This window comes from Massilia sp. 05N420 (assembly GCF_056397205.1).
Genome location: NZ_JBFTMX010000001.1, coordinates 1 through 16799, shown reverse-complemented (window position 1 = coordinate 16799; position 16799 = coordinate 1). Strand labels below are relative to the sequence as shown.

The window sequence follows — 16799 nt, the reverse complement described above, 5'->3', positions numbered from 1 at the left end:
GCCTAAGCCAAAGGTTAATCGGTAGTGCGCTCGTGCACGGACGTGCTCGTTGTCCCGGACGGGCTCAGTGTAGCGAGGATCTTTTCGCGGCAGACCGACAGGATTTCGTCTGCAAGAGGCGAGTCGTCTGGACAGGCGCGCGACATGACTATGGCGCCTACTGCATGCGCCAGTATGTCGAGAGATCTGGCTCGTGCCTGGACCGCTTCTGCATCATCTACCGACTCGTGCCCAGGATTGAGCGCCGCCAGCAGGCTCTCGATGCCCGCTGCAAACGTGGCCCGGACTTCTTCCGGCTGACGTGCTGCATCTCCACCCAAAGCTGCCATCGTGCAACCGGATGCTCGAGAGTCGCGGTGTTCACGCGAGATATAACGCCGCACGAATTTCGGCGTGTCAATCCCTGCGGTCAGTGCTGCGGTTTGTGCGATGCCGCAGGCCGCCGCTTCCGCCATCAGGTCGGACTTGGAGCGGAATTGCTTATAGAAGCCGCCATGGGTGAAGCCAGCAGCGGCCATGAGATCGGAAACGCCAACCCCATCGTAGCCGCGCTCTCGAAACAGCGTCGATGCCGTTTCGACCACGTGTGCTCGGTTGGCCTGTGCCTGTGCTTTTGTGACTTTCATTTCTCGTCCACAGTTGATGTAGTCCTGCAAGAAGTCCTGATTATACATTGATGATGATCGTAATCAAACCCTTGACACGTTTGATTATGGTCGTCATCATTGATGCAGTTTCCTACTYGAAGGTGATACGACATGACCGAGAAGACGCTTTTTCAACCATACACTCTGGGCCGCGTGACGCTGGCTAACCGCATCGTCATGGGGCCGCTCACACGCAATCGAGCAAGCACCGGGCTAGTGCCTAGCGAACTGGCTGCGACCTATTACGCCCAGCGCGCTTCGGCTGGTTTGATTGTTACCGAGGCGACCCAAGTGTCAGCCCAGGCTCAGGGCTATCAGGACACTCCGGGCCTGTACACAGCCGAGCAAATAGCGGGTTGGCGCAAGGTCACCGCTGCTGTACATGCGAAGGGTGGCCGCATTTTCGTTCAGCTTTGGCATGTGGGCCGTGTTTCACACGTCGACGTCCAGCCTGGAGGCCTTGCACCGGTCGCGCCTTCGGCGATCCGCGCAGCGACGAAGACCTTTGTCAACAATGGATTTGCTGACGTTTCCGAGCCACGAGCGCTCGACATCGGCGAGTTGCCAGGCATTGTCAGCGACTTCCGCCAGGCTGCGGCCAACGCCATTGCCGCTGGATTCGATGGTGTGGAAATCCACGGCGCCAACGGCTATCTGCTGGAGCAGTTCATCAAGGACGGGGCTAACCAGCGTACCGACGCCTACGGAGGTTCGATAGAGAACCGTGCGCGCTTGCTACTGGAAGTTGTCACCGCAGTGGCCGATGAAATCGGTACTGATCGCACGGGTGTACGGATCTCCCCTGTGTCACCGGCAAACGGCATCTCCTGCAGCAATCCGCAGCCACAGTACAACTACATCACTGAGCAACTCAGCGCGCTGGGCATTGTTTATCTGCACGTGGTTGAAGGTGCAACCGGAGGCCCGCGCGATGTCGCCCCATTCGACTACGACGCGCTGCGCACCCGGTTCAAGCAGACCTATCTGGCTAATAACGGCTACAACCTGGAATTCGCGACCACTGCGCTCAATGAGGGGAAAGCCGACCTGTTTGCTTTCGGGCGCCCATTCATCAGCAATCCGGATCTGGTCGAGCGCTTGAAGACCGGCGCACCGCTGGCGCAATTGAACCCGGCCACGCTGTACGGCGGTGGAGCCGCCGGCTATACCGATTACCCGGCGGTCGCCAGCTGATGTCTTCTTTACTCTAAGGAACGAGGTTCACATGACTATTCATACTCATCTCACGGCGCCTACGCAGTTTGTCAATGCGAACGGCGTCAGCTTTGCTTATCGGCGTTTTGGCGCGGGTACTGGAACACCGCTGGTGTTTCTTCAGCACTTCCGTGGTGGCATGGACAACTGGGACCCGCTCGTTACCAACGGCCTGGCCAAGGGGCGTCCGGTCATCCTGGTTAACTATGCGGGCGTGGCCAGTTCCGGCGGCGAGCCGGACACCACCATCGCCGGCATGGCCGACGGTATCGCCAACTTCGTTCAAGCGCTGGGCGTGCCCCTGGTGGATGTGCTCGGCTTCTCGATCGGTGGCTTCGTCGCCCAAAGTCTTACGCATCGCTACCCTGAACTCGTCCGCCGGCTTGTCCTGGTCGGTACTGGACCGCGCAACGGGGAATTCAAATCTGATGCGAACGTGATGCAGGTCGCGGGCAGGCCAGTGCCTGCCTTAGAAGATTTTCTATATCTGTTCTTCGCACCGTCAGAAGCCAGTCAAGAAGCAGGTCGGGCATTCTGGAAACGCCGGACTGAGCGCCAGGACGCCGATCCGCCTTCATCCGTCGAGGTCTTGAAGGGCCAGGTCGCTGCCATCATGGAGTGGGCTGAGCCGCAGGGCGAGCGATACGCCTACTTGAAGGAAATCTCGCAGCCGACCTTGGTGGTTAACGGCCACAACGACATCATGGTGCCAACCATCAATTCGTTCACGCTTCAGCAGCATATGCCGAACGCGCAGCTGATCTTATATCCAGATTCAGGGCACGGTTCCCAGTTCCAGTATCCAGAACTGTTTGTTACCCACACCGAAATGTTCCTGGACTCCGCGGACGCCCCGTCCTGATTCGCCCTTGATGGCAGCGCACTCTACCGGTGCGCCAAAAGCTGATGCAGTTTCGTCGGCCTCAATATTTGCTTGTAACGGAAAGATTTTATGACCACGCTTCCAACTGTAATCATCACCGGTGCCTCCAGCGGTATTGGCGCCACCTACGCCGAACGCTTTGCTCGCCGTGGCCACGACCTGCTGCTTGTCGCGCGCGACAAGGCGCGTCTGGAAATTCTGGCATCGCGCCTGCGCGAGGAAAGCGGTGTAGCGGTCGAGGTGTTGCAAGCTGACCTGACCTACCCCGCAGACCTGGCTGCACTCGAAACTCGCCTGCGCGACGACGCTCGCATTGGAATCCTCATCAACAACGCCGGCATGGGTCAGCCAGGTAAATTTGCAGAGCAGACTTCTGACAGTATCGAACGCCTGATTTCGCTCAACACCACGGCGGTTACGAGGCTCGCAGCGGCAGTCGCGCCCCGCTTTGTGCAGTCCGGTACTGGCGCTATCGTCAATATTGGCTCGGTTGTGGGTTTCGCACCCGAGTTGGGAATGTCAATCTACGGCGCTACCAAGGCCTTTGTGCTGTTCCTTTCACAGGGACTGCATCTGGAATTGTCACCCCAAGGGGTCTACGTGCAAGCGGTGCTTCCAGCGGCGACGCGCACGGAGATATGGGCGCGTGCGGGCATCGACATCAATACACTTCCCGATGCGATGGACGTTGATGAACTGGTCGATGCCGCGCTTGTCGGCTTCGACCGCAGAGAATTGATAACGATTCCGCCACTCCATGTCGCCGCCCGTTGGGATGCGCTGGACGGTGCGCGTCAAGCGCTGCTTACGGACATTCGACAAGCACACGCGGCTGAGCGTTATCGCACACCGGTCTAAGTACTCGACCGGAAATAAATGTGAATTTTGGCAAACAGAACCGGTGCGGTGCAAGGCGGCGAGCGCGCCGGTTATGGCAGCCAAAAACGCATTTATTTTTGGGTGAGTACTTAAGAAGGTGTCGACAAAATCAAACCCAATAAGCGAGTGTATTGGGCAGCGTACGTGCTTCGGCTAGCCATACCCAAGCGGCCGAGATATCCAGCTTGCGGTCGTGATGCATTACCGTAACGCATAGACGACCTGTAGGCCGTCTACATGTGCGGTGCACCGCAAATTCCATGCGGTTTGCAACCCAGGTCAACAGCGAGTGAAACGCTGTCCTACTGGGAGAATTTGGAGGCGAGGACGGGAGTCGAACCCGTCTAGACGGCTTTGCAGGCCGCTGCATAACCGCTTTGCTACCTCGCCCGAGGAGACTTGACGATGCTGGCATGGCGGGTTATCGAACCACATCAGCACGGGAAGAAGGACTTCCCTGAATCTGGAGCGGGAGAAGAGTCTCGAACTCTCGACCTCAACCTTGGCAAGGTTGCGCTCTACCAACTGAGCTACTCCCGCTTAGGAGTTGTTTACTGCACCGGACGACATCACTGGAGCGGGAGAAGAGTCTCGAACTCTCGACCTCAACCTTGGCAAGGTTGCGCTCTACCAACTGAGCTACTCCCGCTTAGGAGTTCATCACGATTACTACGGTAAGCCTTTTGGAGCGGGAGAAGAGTCTCGAACTCTCGACCTCAACCTTGGCAAGGTTGCGCTCTACCAACTGAGCTACTCCCGCATTGGAGTCTTACTTACTGCCTGGTACTGCCTGTCGCTGCCCCAGCTTGAACTGGAGCGGGAGAAGAGTCTCGAACTCTCGACCTCAACCTTGGCAAGGTTGCGCTCTACCAACTGAGCTACTCCCGCGTCGCTGGAAACTACGATTATAACTTATTGCATTCTACGCTAGCAAACTTTGGAGCGGGAGAAGAGTCTCGAACTCTCGACCTCAACCTTGGCAAGGTTGCGCTCTACCAACTGAGCTACTCCCGCTTCGTTTCGTTTGCTGCAATGTCTCGCAACAGGCAGGCATTATAGAGATGCTGAGCTATGTGTCAAGGATGGCTCAGTAGAAATCTTATGCGGCGCCCGATTTTTCCTTGATCAGCGGCCAGGCGCGGCGCAGATAGTAGAACATCGACCAGACCGTCAGTACGCCCGCGATCCACAGCAGGATCTCGCCGGCCAGGTGGGTGTCGTAGCTGACGAACAGCGGATCGTGGAACAGCAGCAGCGGGATCGCGACCATCTGGGCAGCGGTCTTGATCTTGCCGAGCGAGCTGACGGCCACCGACTTGCGGGCGCCGATCTCGGCCATCCATTCGCGCAGCGCCGAAATGGTGATCTCGCGGCCGATGATGATGAAGGCGATGATGGCGTTGACCCGGCCCAGCTCCACCAGCACCAGCAGCGCGCCGGCCACCATCAGCTTGTCCGCGACCGGGTCGAGGAAGGCGCCGAAGGCCGAGGTCTGGTTCCAGCGCCGGGCCAGGTAACCGTCGAACCAGTCGGTGATGGCGGCGACGATGAAGACCAGGGTGGCGGCCAGGTTGCGCTCGGCAACGGGCAGCCAGTGCGTGGGCAGGAAGTAGACGCCGACGACCAGCGGGATGAGTGCGACGCGTAACCAGGTCAGGAGAATCGGGATGTTAAAAGGCATAAAACGCATTCTGTGGGATGGCGCCGCTAGTCTACATGGCTCTTGCCTTTTGAACCAGTTCAACTCATCCTTATGGACGAGCGGCGCCCTCCCCGTTCAGTGCAACTGCCTGTAAATCTCTTCCGCCAAAGTACTCGAGATCCCCTCCACCGACATCAGATCCTCGACGCTGGCGTCGATCACGCCGCGCAGGCCGCCGAAGCGGGCCAGCAGCTTCTGGCGGCGCTTGGCGCCGATGCCTTCAATTTCCTCCAGACGCGACGCCTGGCGGGCCTTGGCGCGCTTGGCGCGCATGCCGGTGATGGCAAAGCGGTGGGCTTCGTCGCGGATCATCGCGACCAGCATCAGCGCCGCCGATTCCTTGCCCAGCTCCTGCGGGGCGCGGCCGTCGGCGAAGATCAGGGTCTCGAGGCCGACGCGGCGGCCCTCCCCTTTCGCTACGCCGACGATGCTGCCGACGTCCAGGCCCAGCTCGGAGAACACCTGACGCGCCATCTCGACCTGGCCCTTGCCGCCGTCGATCAGGGCGATGTCGGGCATCACGCCGTCGCCGCCCGCGACCTTCTCGTAGCGCCGCATCAGGACCTGGCGCATGGCGGCGTAATCGTCGCCGGGCGTGATGTCGCTGATGTTGTAGCGCCGGTATTCGCCGTTCTGCATCTGGTGATGGTGGAAGACCACGCAGGATGCCTGGGTCGCTTCGCCGGCCGTGTGGCTGATGTCGAAGCACTCGATGCGCAGGGTATCCAGCTCCTCGGCCTCGAGTCCCAGCACCTCGGCCAGCGCGCGCGTGCGGGCCTGCTGCGAGCCTTGTTCGGACAGCAGGCGCGCCAGCGAGATCTCGGCGTTCTTCTGCGCGAGCTCCAGCCACTGGCGGCGCTGCCCCTGGGGCTGGAACACCAGGTTGATGCGGTGGCCGCACTGCTCGGTCAGCGCATTGATCAGCTCCGGCATGTCGAAAAAGGTGTTGAGGATGAAGGTGCCGGGGATGAACTTGTCGCCGTAGTGCTGGGCCAGGAAGGCTGCCAGCACCTCGATCTCGATCGAACTCTCTTCCAGCGCTTCGCCGACCTGGGTCGGGAAGTAGGCGCGGTCGCCGAGGTGGCGGCCGCCGCGCACCATCGCCAGGTTGACGCAGGCGCGGCCGCCCTGCACCACCACCGCGATGATGTCGACGTCGGCGTCGCCGGTGGTCTCCATGCTCTGGGCGTGCAGCACCTTCGACAGTGCCTGGATCTGGTTGCGCACCGCTGCCGCCTGCTCGAACTTCAGGTCCTCGGCAAAGGCCAGCATCTTCGCGTTCAGGTCTTCCAGCACCTCGGTCTGGCGTCCGCGCAGGAACTTGGCGGCATTGTCGACGTCGCGGCGGTAATCCTCGGGCGCGATCAAATCGACGCAGGGGCCGCTGCAGCGGCCGATCTGGTGCAGCAGGCAGGGCCGCGTGCGGTTGTGGAAGACGCTGTCCTCGCAGGTGCGCAGCTTGAATACCTTCTGCAGCAGCTGCATCGATTCCTTGACCGCCCAGGCGCTCGGGAAGGGACCGAAATACTGGTTCTTCTTGTCCAGCGCGCCGCGGTAATAGGCCATGCGCGGGGCGTCGCCGCCGCTGATCTTCAGGTAGGGGTAGGACTTGTCGTCCCTGAACAGGATGTTGTAGCGCGGCTTGAGGGTCTTGATCAGGTTGTTTTCCAGGATCAGGGCCTCGGCCTCGCTGTGCGTGACGGTGGTCTCCAGGCGTGCGATCTGCGAGACCATCATCGCGATGCGCGGGCTCGACAAATTCTTCTGGAAGTAGCTCGACACGCGGTTCTTCAGGTTGCGCGCCTTGCCGACGTAGAGGACCTTGTCCTCGGCGTCGAAGTAGCGGTACACGCCCGGCAGGCCGGGCAGCCTGGCGACCGTCGCCAGCACCTGTTCGCGGGTCTCGGCCGTGGGACGGGCGCCGCCCTGCGCATCCTTGCTGATGGTGGCGTTGAGTTCTTCCTTCATCGCCTGCCAGGCGTCCGGACGGGCGCGCGGCGATCCTTCCGGCTGGCCTTCGGCCCTGGCGCGATTCTTCGCGGCGCGGGCGCGCTTTGTCGGCTCTGCGGGCTCGGCCGGCAGGACCGGCATGGCGGCGCCGCCCGCGGCCACGTAAGCGGCCGGGGCCTCATGGATTTCATGAGGAACTTCCGGAGCGGCCGGCAGATCCGGCTGCTCATTTGAGCGAACTTCCTTGGTCACTTGAGTCCTACTTGTTTGAGTCTGGCTCCGGCGCCTGGGTCACGATCACGAAGGCGACGCCATAGTCGGCTTCGTCGCTGATCGTCACCTGCGCCGTGAGGCGGTGTTCCCGCATGAATTCCTCGAGCGCCCCGCTGCAGACGATGACCGGCTTGCCGCTGGGCGCATTGAGCATCTGGGCCGAGCGCCAGGTCATGGGCATGCGCATGCCCAGCCCGATCGCCTTCGAGAACGCCTCCTTGGCCGAAAAGCGCGTGGCCAGGAAGCGCAGCCCGCGCGTTTCGTTCTTCGCGCGGCGGGCCTGGTATTTCAGCATTTCCTGCGGTCCGAGGATCTTCGCGGCGAAGCGGTCGCCGTTGCGCGCGAGGGCAGCCTCGATGCGCGAGATCTGGACGATGTCGGTACCGATCCCGTAGATCATGGGCGCGCCTCCCTCAGGTCTCCGTCGACGGATTGCCGAGGGCGACGCCGAGGCGCGCATCGACCATGATCGCCTTCATCTCGCGCACCGCGTGCTCCCAGCCGACGAAGACGGCGTGGGCGACGATCGCGTGGCCGATGTTCAGCTCGTGGATCTCGGGGATGGCGGCGATCGGCTGCACGTTCGTGTAGTGCAGGCCGTGGCCGGCGTTCACGCGCAGGCCGTGCATCACGCCGGCGCGCACGCCCAGCTTGATGCGGGCCAGTTCGCGCGCGATCTCTTCTTCGTCCTCGGCCTCGGCATAGCGCCCGGTGTGGAGCTCGATCACCGGTGCGCCGACTGCCGCCGCGGCCGCGATCTGCTGTTCGTCGGCGTCGATGAACAGCGAGACGCGGATGCCCTCGCCGGCCAGCTGCTTCACGGCGCTTTCCACTTCCTTGTAGTAGCGGATCACGTCCAGGCCGCCCTCGGTGGTGACTTCCTCGCGCCGTTCCGGCACCAGGCAGACGTCCTGGGGACGGACCTGGCAGGCGAAGTCGATCATCTCCCGGGTGACGGCCGCTTCGAGGTTCATGCGGGTCAGCAGCTGCGGGCGGATCGCCAGCACGTCGGCATCCTTGATGTGGCGGCGGTCCTCGCGCAGGTGCAGCGTGATCAGGTCGGCGCCGGCCTGTTCGGCCAGCAGGGCCGCGCGCAGCGGATCCGGATAGACGGTGCCACGCGCGTTGCGGACGGTGGCGACGTGGTCGATGTTCACGCCGAGGTCGATGACCTGGCCTTTCGGTTGCAGGAAGCTCATGTTTTTCTTAAAGCTGCATCAAGTCGATTAATATCTGGCGCGTGTTGAGAGGTGCGCCACCCAGGTGGTAGGCCAGCAGGAAGCGCATCAGCTGCTTGCTTTGCGCCTGCGTCTGCGGATCGCCGTAGTGTTCGTTTTCCATGTCGATCAGGGTCTTGCCGGTCACGACGGGCCAGGTATCGCCCATCCGCGCCACCCGCGGGCCGCGCTCGGGATCGACCACGTAGAGCTCACCCGCTTCGACCCGTGCGCGGGTACCGGTGTCGCGGGTCAGGTCGGCGGCGACCCCGGTCTCCTTAAGTAAGGCCCTTTCGAACTTTCGCAAGACGATCTGCGCAGGTTCATTGTGCGCCAATTCGTTGAGCGTCGCCACGTAATGGTCGAACAGCTTCGGATGCGGATCGTCGCGCGCCAGCAGTTTCACCAGCAGCTCGTTCAGGTAAAAGCCGCACAGCAGCGCGGTCTTTTCGATCGGCAGCATGCCGCCGACCCAGTCGGCGTCGATCAGGGTGCGCAGCTCGGACTTGCCGGAAAAGGAGATCGACAGCGGCTGGAAGGTCTGCAGCACGCCGCGCAGCTTGGACAGCGGCCGCTTGGCGCCCTTCGCGACCACGCCGATACGCCCATGGTCGCGCGTGAACATGTCGACGATGAGGCTGGTTTCCTTGTAGGGATAGCTGTGCAGCACGAAGCCCGGCTGGCCCAGCACGCGGCTGTCGCGGGCCGGGGTGCGCCGGCGTTCGGGCTTCGGGGCCGGGGCCGGGGCCGGTATGGGCGCAGCTGCGGGTACGGACGCCGGCACGGGATTCGGCAAGGGCGCGACGGGCGTCACGGCGTAGGGCGCCGCAACTTCCTGCGCCTGCTCGGGGCTGTCCTTGCTCGGGTCGTCCTGGCCGGCCATGCGGTGGGAGGAGGCTTTACTCGTAGCCGTAGGCGCGCAGGCCGGCTTCGTTGTCGGCCCAGCCGGATTTCACCTTGACCCAGATTTCCAGGTAGACGGGGCCGCCGAACAGTTTTTCCATGTCCAGGCGCGACTGGGTCGAGATTTCCTTCAGGCGCGCACCCTTGTTACCGATGATCATGGACTTGTGCGTGTCGCGCTCGACCAGGATGGCGGCGAAGATGCGGCGGAGGTTGCCTTCCTGCTCGAATTGCTCGATCAGCACGGTGCTGGTATAGGGCAGTTCGTCGCCCAGCAGGCGGAACACCTTTTCGCGGACGATCTCGGCTGCCAGGAATTTCTCGCTGCGGTCGGTGATGTCGTCCGGGCCGAATACCGGCGGGTTCTGCGGCAGGTGGCGCTTGATCTCTTTTTCCAGCGCGTCGACCTGGAAGCGGAGTTTGGCCGAGACCGGCACCACGGCCGTGAAGTCGTGCAGGCCGGCCACTTTGGCGGCGAACGGCATCAGCTCGGCCTTGTCCTTCATGCGGTCGGACTTGTTGATCACCAGGATCACCGGCACGTTCTTCGGCAGCAGGTCGACCACCTGCTGGTCGGCCGGACCGAAGGTGCCGGCTTCGACCAGGAACAGGATCACGTCGGACGCGGTAAGCGTGTTCGAGACGGTCTTGTTGAGGGTCTTGTTCAGCGCGTTCGCGTGGCGGGTCTGGAAGCCCGGGGTGTCGACGTAGATGAACTGGGCGTCGTCGCGGGTCTGCACGCCGGTGATGCGGTGGCGGGTGGTCTGGGCCTTGCGCGAAGTGATCGAGACTTTCGCGCCGATCAGCACGTTCATCAGGGTCGACTTGCCGACGTTGGGGCGGCCGACGATGGCGATGTAGCCGCAACGGAAGTCCGCTGGAATGTCTCCCTGCGCGCTGCCGTCCTGATGGTTGTCGCCTGGGGTGGTCTCGATGTTCATGCTGCTGTTTTCCTGGTTGATGCGTTCAAGTCTGGGGCTGGTCCTGGGCGGCGGCCTGCTCGGCGCTCTGGTCCGTGGCAATGCCGGCCAGCTTCAGCTGGGCCGAACGCGGGCGGCTCTTGCGGGCGCCGCCGGGATTCTTCTGTGCCGCCTGTTCGGCGACCTCGAGCGCAAGGCGCGCCGCCGCCTGCTCGCCGGCACGGCGGCTGCCGCCGCGGCCGAACACCTGGATGCCGAGCTTGGGCACCAGGCATTCGATCTCGAATTCCTGGCTGTGGGCGGCGCCATGGGTCGCCACCACGTTATAGGTCGGCAGCGAAATCTTTTTACTCTGCAGGAATTCCTGCAGCAGGGTCTTGGCATCCTTGCCGAGGGTACGCGGGTCGACCGAGTCCAGCAGCGGGATGTAGAAGGCGCGGATCACGTCGCGCGCACTGTCGARGCCGCTGTCCAGGAAGATCGCGCCCAGCAGGGCTTCCAGGGTGTCGGCCAGGATCGAGGGGCGGCGGAAACCGCCGGACTTCAGTTCGCCCTCGCCCAGGCGCAGGAATTGCGACAGTTCGATCTTCTGGGCGATCTCGTACAGCGATTGCTGCTTGACCAGGTTGGCGCGCAGGCGCGACAGGTCGCCTTCGGGCAGATCCTTGAAACGCTCGTACAGGACCGAGGCGACCACGCAGTTGAGGATGGAATCTCCGAGAAACTCGAGGCGTTCGTTATGCAGGCTGCTGTGGCTACGGTGGGTCAGCGCCTGCTGGAGCAGGCTGGGGTCCCGGAAGCTGTAACCGAGGCGAGTTTGCAATAACTGAAGATTCATTGTCGTTTCATTATGCTAGGTCCGGGCAATCCATCCGGTGGCGGACCGGACCGATGCCCGCGCCCTGCCCGGCTTGTTACTTGGCGGCCGTGTCAGCCTTGGCTGCCACCTCGCCGCTCGGATCGGTGGTGCCGGCAAAGTCGATGAGAAGACTGACGTTGCCGGCCAGCGGAATCCGTTTCTCGTAGGCGAAGCTGACTTCCGCCTGGCCGTTGTCGCGGGTGATCACCAGGTCACGGCTGGAGATCGCCGTGATGCTGTTGATTTCCGCATTCCGTTCGAATGCCTGCTGCATCTCGCGGTTGCCGTTACCGGCCGCCTTGGCCTGCACGATGGCGTTCTTGATCGAACGGTATTCGGCCCAGGCCGGGAATACCTTCATCGCCACCAGCGCGATGGCGCCCAGCACCACCAGCACCACGATCAGGCCGGACAGCGATACGCCGGCCTCCCTACCCATTCCAGCTTGTCGCATCTGCGCTCCCGCTTGTCAGTGGATACCGCCGATGCGCTTCGGGTTACTGAAGTTCATCCAAACAAACACAGCCTTGCCGACGATGTTCTTGTCCGGCACGAAGCCCCAGTAGCGGCTGTCTGCGCTGTTGTCGCGGTTATCGCCCATCATGAAATAATTGCCCTCTGGCACGATACACGTAAATTTATCGTAGGAATAGGTGCAATTTTCGTGATGCGGGAAGTCCGGATCGACCGCAGCCAGGTTAATCGTGCGCTGCCCTTCCATGTTCAGGATGCGGTGCGGCGCGTTCGACAGCTTCTCCAGGAGCTGCTTGTGGTACACGGGGCGCTCGTCGTCGAGGTAGTCGTCCATGGGTTCGTACTGGACGGGAACACCATTCACGGTCAGGCGCTTGTTCTCGTAGGTGATTTTATCACCCGGCACGCCGATGACGCGCTTGATGTAGTCCTGGCTCATGTCTTTCGGGTACTTGAACACCATGACGTCGCCGCGCTGCGGGTTGCCGACGTCGATGATCTTCTTGTTGACCACCGGCAGGCGGATGCCGTAGTCGAACTTGTTCACCAGGATCAGGTCGCCCACCAGCAGGGTCGGCACCATCGACGAGGACGGGATCTTGAAGGGCTCGAACAGGAAGGAGCGCAGGAAGAAGACCAGGGCGATGACCGGGAAGAAACTGCCCGAGTACTCGACCCAGGTCGGCTGGCGCAGGATGGATGCTTCCAGCGCCGCGCGGTTGCCGCTGTCGACCTTGATGCCGTCGGCGGTCAGCTTGGCGCGGTGGGCGTCGTACTCGGCCAGGGCGGCGTCGGCTTTCGCCCGGCGCTGCTTGGACAGCACGAAGATGTCGAGGAACCAGATGACGCCCGTGACCACCATGGCCACGAACAGGATCAGTGCAAAATTTCCGAGGATCGGTTGCAGATTCATCGTTTGTTATTCTTTCGTGCTTATTTGTCTTCGACCTGGAGGATGGCCAGGAAGGCTTCCTGCGGAATCTCCACCGAGCCGACCTGCTTCATGCGCTTCTTGCCCGCCTTCTGCTTCTCGAGCAGCTTCTTCTTGCGGCTGATGTCGCCGCCGTAGCACTTGGCCAGCACGTTCTTGCGCAAGGCCTTGACGTTCTCGCGCGAGATGATGGTTGCGCCGATCGCCGCCTGGATCGCCACGTCGAACATCTGGCGCGGGATCAGTTCGCGCATCTTGGCAGCCACCTGGCGGCCGCGGTAAGGCGCGTTGGCACGGTGCACGATGATGGCCAGCGCGTCGACCTTCTCGCTGTTGATCAGCATGTCGACCTTGACCACGTCGGCGGCACGGTATTCCTTGAACTCGTAGTCCATCGAGGCGTAGCCGCGCGAGGTCGACTTCAGGCGATCGAAGAAGTCCAGCACGATCTCGGCCATCGGGATTTCATAGTGCAGCTTGACCTGGCGGCCGTGGTAGGCCATGTCCATCTGGACGCCGCGCTTGCCGTTACACAGGGTCATCACCGAGCCCACGTACTCCTGCGGCATGTAGAGGTTGACGTCGACGATCGGCTCGCGCACTTCGTTGATCTTCGACGGCTCCGGCATCTTCGACGGATTGTCGACGCGGATGACCGAACCGTCGCGCATCTCGACCTCGTACACCACGGTCGGCGCCGTCGTGATCAGGTCCATGTCGAATTCGCGCTCCAGGCGCTCCTGCACGATTTCCATGTGCAGCAKGCCCWGGAAGCCGCARCGGAAGCCGAAGCCCAGCGCCTGCGACACTTCCGGCTCGTACATCAGGGCGGCGTCGTTCAGCTTCAGCTTTTCCAGCGAGTCGCGCAGCGCGTCGTACTGGTTGGCTTCGACCGGGAACAGGCCGGCGAACACCTGCGGCTGGACTTCCTTGAAGCCCGGCAGCGGCGCCGGGGCCGGCTTGGCAGCATGGGTCACGGTGTCGCCCACCTTGGCGGCGGTCAGTTCCTTGATGCCGGCGATGATGRAGCCCACCTGGCCGGCCGATAGTTCCGGCAGCGAGACCGAACGCGGCGTGAATACGCCGATGTTCTCGACCAGGTTCACCGATTCGGTTGCCATCAGCAAGATCTTTTCCTTCGGACGCAGGGTGACGTTGACCACCCGCACCAGCATCACGACGCCGACGTACGGGTCGTACCAGGAGTCGACGATCAGGGCTTGCAGCGGCGCGTCCGGATCGCCTTCCGGCGGCGGCACTTTCGCAATCAGGGTTTCCAGCACGTCTTCCACGCCCAGGCCGGTCTTGGCCGAGCAGGTGGTGGCGTCGGACGCGTCGATACCGATCACGTCCTCGATTTCCTTCTTGGCATTGTCCGGATCGGCGTGCGGCAGGTCGATCTTGTTCAGGATCGGCACGACTTCCACGCCCAGGTCGAGCGCGGTGTAGCAGTTGGCCACGGTCTGGGCTTCCACGCCCTGGCTCGCGTCGACCACCAGCAGCGCGCCTTCGCAGGCCGACAGCGAGCGCGAGACTTCATACGAGAAGTCGACGTGGCCCGGGGTGTCGATCAGGTTAAGGTTATAGGTCTGGCCATCGCGCGCCTTGTACTGCAGCGCCGCGGTCTGGGCCTTGATGGTGATGCCGCGCTCGCGCTCCAGGTCCATCGAGTCGAGAACCTGCGCGTCCATCTCACGTTCCGACAGGCCGCCGCACAGCTGGATGATGCGGTCCGCCAGCGTCGATTTGCCGTGATCGATGTGGGCGATGATGGAAAAGTTACGTATGTTTTTCATTAACAAACTCAAGACCAAAAAGAGCGGCACGCAATCGTGCGCGGCAATACGAAAAAAGCGCTTCGTCGGGGTTTCTTTGCCGTCCCCGGGCGAGCGCTTTCATCAAGCGGAGAATCCAAGCCGTGCATTTTACCGGATTTCAGGTCAGAAAGCCCGGTTTCTGGGGGGATGGCTCCCACTTCCGGGGCGACGCCATCCCATATGGGGACGTCAGGCGGCCTGCACCAGCCCCAGGTGGCGCCGCAGGGCGGCTTCGTCGAGGAAGTAATGGCAGATCTCGGGGCCGGCGGGATCGCCGCCGAACAGCACCGGCACCAGCTCGTCGAAGCGCTCGACCAGGGCCGGATCGGCATCGACGTCGATCACGTCCACGCTGCAGGCCAGGCCCTCGCGCGCCATGAAGGCGCGCAGGGCGTTCAGCAGGTCTTCGCACAGGTGACAGTAACTGCGCGAGTACAGGGTGAAGCGGAAGGTCTCTGCCATGTTTCCTTACTGCCGCGGCTTGATCACGACGTAGCTGGTGGCGTTGTCGCGCCGCACCAGCAGGGCGACGGGCTTCTTCGGGTCCAGCTTGGCCACCAGGCCGTTGAACTGGGCCGCGGTGCTGACCTCGGCATTATTGATCTGCAGGATCAGGTCGCCCGGCTGGATGCCGGCGGTGGCGGCGCGGCCGTCGGCAAAGTCGACCAGCACGCCCGACTCGAGCTTGAGCTCGCGCTTCTGGGCCGCGCTCAGGTCGGACACCTGCAGCCCCAGCGCATTGGTCGACTGGTCCGGCGCTTTCTTTTTCGGCTGGACCTTGGCGTTGGCCGCCTGCTCGTCCTGCAGCTCGACGATGGTGACCGGCAGCTCGATCTGGCTGCCGCGGCGCCAGACGGTGACGGTGGCGCGGCTGCCGACCGTGCTGCCGCCGACCTGGCGCGGCAGGTCCGAACTCTTCTCGATGTCCTTGCCGTTGAATTTCAGGATGATGTCGCCAACCTTGATGCCGCCCTTCTCGGCCGGACCGCCCGGCTCGACCATGGCGACCTCGGCGCCGCGCGCGCGGCCCAGGCCCAGCGATTCCGCGACGTCGCGCGTGACCTCGCTGATCTRCACGCCCAGGCGTCCGCGCGTGACCTTGCCGGTTTTCTTGATCTGGTCCGCGACCCGCATCACCTCGTCGATCGGCACCGCGAAGGAGATGCCGTTATAGGCGCCGGACAGGGTCGCGATCTGCGAGTTGATGCCGATGACCTCGCCGCGCATATTGATCAGCGGGCCGCCCGAGTTGCCCGGATTGACGGCGACGTCGCTCTGGATCAGCGGCAGGTACTCGCCGGTATCGCGGGCCTTGGCCGAGATGATGCCGGCGGTGACGGTATTCTCCAGGTTGAAGGGCGAACCGATCGCGATCACCCATTCGCCGACCCGGATCCGGTTCGAGTCGCCGATCCGCAGCGACGGCAGGTTGCGCGCATCGACCTTCAGCAGGGCGACGTCGCTGCGCTTGTCGGCGCCCAGCACCTTGGCCTTGAACTCGCGGCGGTCGGTCAGGGTGACCGTGACCTCGTCCGCACCCTCGACCACGTGGGCATTCGTCATCACATAGCCGTCGTCCGAGACGATGAAGCCGGAGCCGACGCCGCGCTGGACCTCCTCTTCCTGGGGCTGCTGCGGGCTGCTGCGTCCGCCACGTCCGCGCGGCGGGATCTGGCCGCCGAAGAAGCGGCGCAGGAATTCCTGCATCTCCTCGTCCGGTCCGCCCTGGCCGAGGCGCACGCGCTCGGTGGTGCGGATATTGACGACCGCCGGGCCGACCTTGTCGACCAGGTCGCTGAAATCGGGCAGGCCGGTGACGGGAGGGGTGACGACGGGCGCTGCGGCGGCAGCGGCGGCCTGGACGGCCGGAGAGAACATCAGACTCGCGCCCACAAACATGAGGGCCGACAGGATCGTGCTTCCAGTTTTGCTTGTCATGGGATGGATGGGTGTTCAGGCTTGAATTGATGTAATGGTAAGCCAAAATACCAATGCTGTCGCCACGGTACGGGCTCATGGGCCCGAGCGCCGCCCGGGCCTTAGGCGGCGCCGCGGGACCGGGCGCGGCGGCGGGATTCAGCGCGGGGCGGCGACCGCGGTGCCGCCGGCGGGCTCGGCGGCGCCGGCGC

General features: G+C 62.9%; 16 protein-coding genes and 6 tRNA genes. 3 read left to right on the top strand and 19 right to left on the bottom strand.

From position 1 onward, the window contains the following. Positions 1-14 precede the first annotated feature (14 nt). Positions 15-626 (bottom strand): TetR/AcrR family transcriptional regulator, encoded by a 612-nt coding sequence (locus tag AC1DIX_RS00110; RefSeq protein ID WP_477321329.1) that lies wholly within the window; start codon positions 624-626, stop codon positions 15-17. Between the two features lie 132 nt (positions 627-758). On the opposite strand from AC1DIX_RS00110, the gene AC1DIX_RS00105 reads away from it, so the two are divergent. The 3 genes from AC1DIX_RS00105 to AC1DIX_RS00095 all read left to right on the top strand — a co-directional run bounded on the left by AC1DIX_RS00105 (position 759) and on the right by AC1DIX_RS00095 (position 3603). Further along, on the top strand, positions 759-1841 hold the full coding sequence (locus AC1DIX_RS00105) for an alkene reductase (protein WP_477321009.1): 1083 nt from the start codon (positions 759-761) through the stop codon (positions 1839-1841). Between the two features lie 31 nt (positions 1842-1872). After that, a complete protein-coding gene (locus AC1DIX_RS00100; RefSeq protein WP_477321007.1) occupies positions 1873-2724 on the top strand; it encodes an alpha/beta fold hydrolase in 852 nt (283 codons plus the stop codon). Positions 2725-2814: 90 nt separating this feature from the next. Next, positions 2815-3603: an SDR family NAD(P)-dependent oxidoreductase gene (locus tag AC1DIX_RS00095; protein WP_477321005.1), complete on the top strand. Its 789-nt coding sequence runs from the start codon at positions 2815-2817 to the stop codon at positions 3601-3603. A gap of 337 nt (positions 3604-3940) precedes the next feature. On the opposite strand, the gene AC1DIX_RS00090 is transcribed toward AC1DIX_RS00095, so the two are convergent. From AC1DIX_RS00090 to AC1DIX_RS00005, 18 genes are all read right to left on the bottom strand, one after another. Then, positions 3941-4014, bottom strand: a tRNA-Cys gene (locus AC1DIX_RS00090). Between the two features lie 74 nt (positions 4015-4088). Then, a tRNA-Gly gene (locus tag AC1DIX_RS00085) sits at positions 4089-4164 on the bottom strand. 33 nt (positions 4165-4197) lie between these two features. Next, positions 4198-4273 (bottom strand) — tRNA-Gly (locus AC1DIX_RS00080). 35 nt (positions 4274-4308) lie between these two features. Next, positions 4309-4384, bottom strand: a tRNA-Gly gene (locus tag AC1DIX_RS00075). Positions 4385-4436: 52 nt separating this feature from the next. Next, positions 4437-4512 (bottom strand) — tRNA-Gly (locus AC1DIX_RS00070). 50 nt (positions 4513-4562) lie between these two features. After that, positions 4563-4638, bottom strand: a tRNA-Gly gene (locus AC1DIX_RS00065). Between the two features lie 85 nt (positions 4639-4723). Beyond that, positions 4724-5305: a CDP-diacylglycerol--glycerol-3-phosphate 3-phosphatidyltransferase gene (gene pgsA, locus AC1DIX_RS00060; RefSeq protein WP_442121550.1), complete on the bottom strand. Its 582-nt coding sequence runs from the start codon at positions 5303-5305 to the stop codon at positions 4724-4726. A 96-nt stretch (positions 5306-5401) separates the two neighbouring features. Next, complete coding sequence (gene uvrC, locus AC1DIX_RS00055) at positions 5402-7528, bottom strand: excinuclease ABC subunit UvrC (RefSeq protein ID WP_477321003.1); 2127 nt, start codon at positions 7526-7528, stop codon at positions 5402-5404. A 7-nt stretch (positions 7529-7535) separates the two neighbouring features. Beyond that, positions 7536-7949 carry a holo-ACP synthase gene (gene acpS, locus AC1DIX_RS00050; RefSeq protein WP_442121549.1) on the bottom strand — a complete coding sequence of 138 codons (414 nt, stop codon included), beginning with the start codon at positions 7947-7949 and terminating at the stop codon, positions 7536-7538. 13 nt (positions 7950-7962) lie between these two features. Beyond that, complete coding sequence (gene pdxJ, locus AC1DIX_RS00045; protein WP_442121548.1) at positions 7963-8748, bottom strand: pyridoxine 5'-phosphate synthase; 786 nt, start codon at positions 8746-8748, stop codon at positions 7963-7965. A gap of 7 nt (positions 8749-8755) precedes the next feature. Beyond that, positions 8756-9649 carry a DNA repair protein RecO gene (recO, locus tag AC1DIX_RS00040; RefSeq protein WP_477321000.1) on the bottom strand — a complete coding sequence of 298 codons (894 nt, stop codon included), beginning with the start codon at positions 9647-9649 and terminating at the stop codon, positions 8756-8758. A gap of 16 nt (positions 9650-9665) precedes the next feature. After that, positions 9666-10610 carry a GTPase Era gene (gene era, locus AC1DIX_RS00035; RefSeq protein WP_442121546.1) on the bottom strand — a complete coding sequence of 315 codons (945 nt, stop codon included), beginning with the start codon at positions 10608-10610 and terminating at the stop codon, positions 9666-9668. 25 nt (positions 10611-10635) lie between these two features. Further along, on the bottom strand, positions 10636-11427 hold the full coding sequence (rnc, locus tag AC1DIX_RS00030) for a ribonuclease III (protein WP_477320998.1): 792 nt from the start codon (positions 11425-11427) through the stop codon (positions 10636-10638). A 76-nt stretch (positions 11428-11503) separates the two neighbouring features. Next, positions 11504-11887, bottom strand: coding sequence for a DUF4845 domain-containing protein (locus AC1DIX_RS00025; RefSeq protein WP_477320996.1), 384 nt, complete (start codon positions 11885-11887; stop codon positions 11504-11506). Between the two features lie 30 nt (positions 11888-11917). After that, complete coding sequence (lepB, locus tag AC1DIX_RS00020; RefSeq protein ID WP_442121543.1) at positions 11918-12835, bottom strand: signal peptidase I; 918 nt, start codon at positions 12833-12835, stop codon at positions 11918-11920. Between the two features lie 20 nt (positions 12836-12855). Further along, on the bottom strand, positions 12856-14649 hold the full coding sequence (gene lepA / locus AC1DIX_RS00015; RefSeq protein ID WP_477320994.1) for a translation elongation factor 4: 1794 nt from the start codon (positions 14647-14649) through the stop codon (positions 12856-12858). 210 nt (positions 14650-14859) lie between these two features. Next, a complete protein-coding gene (locus AC1DIX_RS00010; RefSeq protein WP_442121541.1) occupies positions 14860-15132 on the bottom strand; it encodes a glutaredoxin family protein in 273 nt (90 codons plus the stop codon). 6 nt (positions 15133-15138) lie between these two features. Continuing rightward, entirely contained in the window at positions 15139-16608 is a 1470-nt protein-coding gene (locus AC1DIX_RS00005) for a DegQ family serine endoprotease (RefSeq protein ID WP_477320992.1), read from the bottom strand. Between the last annotated feature and the right edge of the window lie 191 nt (positions 16609-16799).

Coding starts and splice junctions, on each gene's coding strand:
- AC1DIX_RS00110 (WP_477321329.1), bottom strand. CDS start 626: ATGAAAGTCACAAAAGCACAGGCACAGGCCAACCGAGCACACGTGGTC.
- AC1DIX_RS00105 (WP_477321009.1), top strand. CDS start 759: ATGACCGAGAAGACGCTTTTTCAACCATACACTCTGGGCCGCGTGACG.
- AC1DIX_RS00100 (WP_477321007.1), top strand. CDS start 1,873: ATGACTATTCATACTCATCTCACGGCGCCTACGCAGTTTGTCAATGCG.
- AC1DIX_RS00095 (WP_477321005.1), top strand. CDS start 2,815: ATGACCACGCTTCCAACTGTAATCATCACCGGTGCCTCCAGCGGTATT.
- pgsA (WP_442121550.1), bottom strand. CDS start 5,305: ATGCCTTTTAACATCCCGATTCTCCTGACCTGGTTACGCGTCGCACTC.
- acpS (WP_442121549.1), bottom strand. CDS start 7,949: ATGATCTACGGGATCGGTACCGACATCGTCCAGATCTCGCGCATCGAG.
- pdxJ (WP_442121548.1), bottom strand. CDS start 8,748: ATGAGCTTCCTGCAACCGAAAGGCCAGGTCATCGACCTCGGCGTGAAC.
- recO (WP_477321000.1), bottom strand. CDS start 9,649: ATGGCCGGCCAGGACGACCCGAGCAAGGACAGCCCCGAGCAGGCGCAG.
- era (WP_442121546.1), bottom strand. CDS start 10,610: ATGAACATCGAGACCACCCCAGGCGACAACCATCAGGACGGCAGCGCG.
- AC1DIX_RS00025 (WP_477320996.1), bottom strand. CDS start 11,887: ATGGGTAGGGAGGCCGGCGTATCGCTGTCCGGCCTGATCGTGGTGCTG.
- lepB (WP_442121543.1), bottom strand. CDS start 12,835: ATGAATCTGCAACCGATCCTCGGAAATTTTGCACTGATCCTGTTCGTG.
- AC1DIX_RS00010 (WP_442121541.1), bottom strand. CDS start 15,132: ATGGCAGAGACCTTCCGCTTCACCCTGTACTCGCGCAGTTACTGTCAC.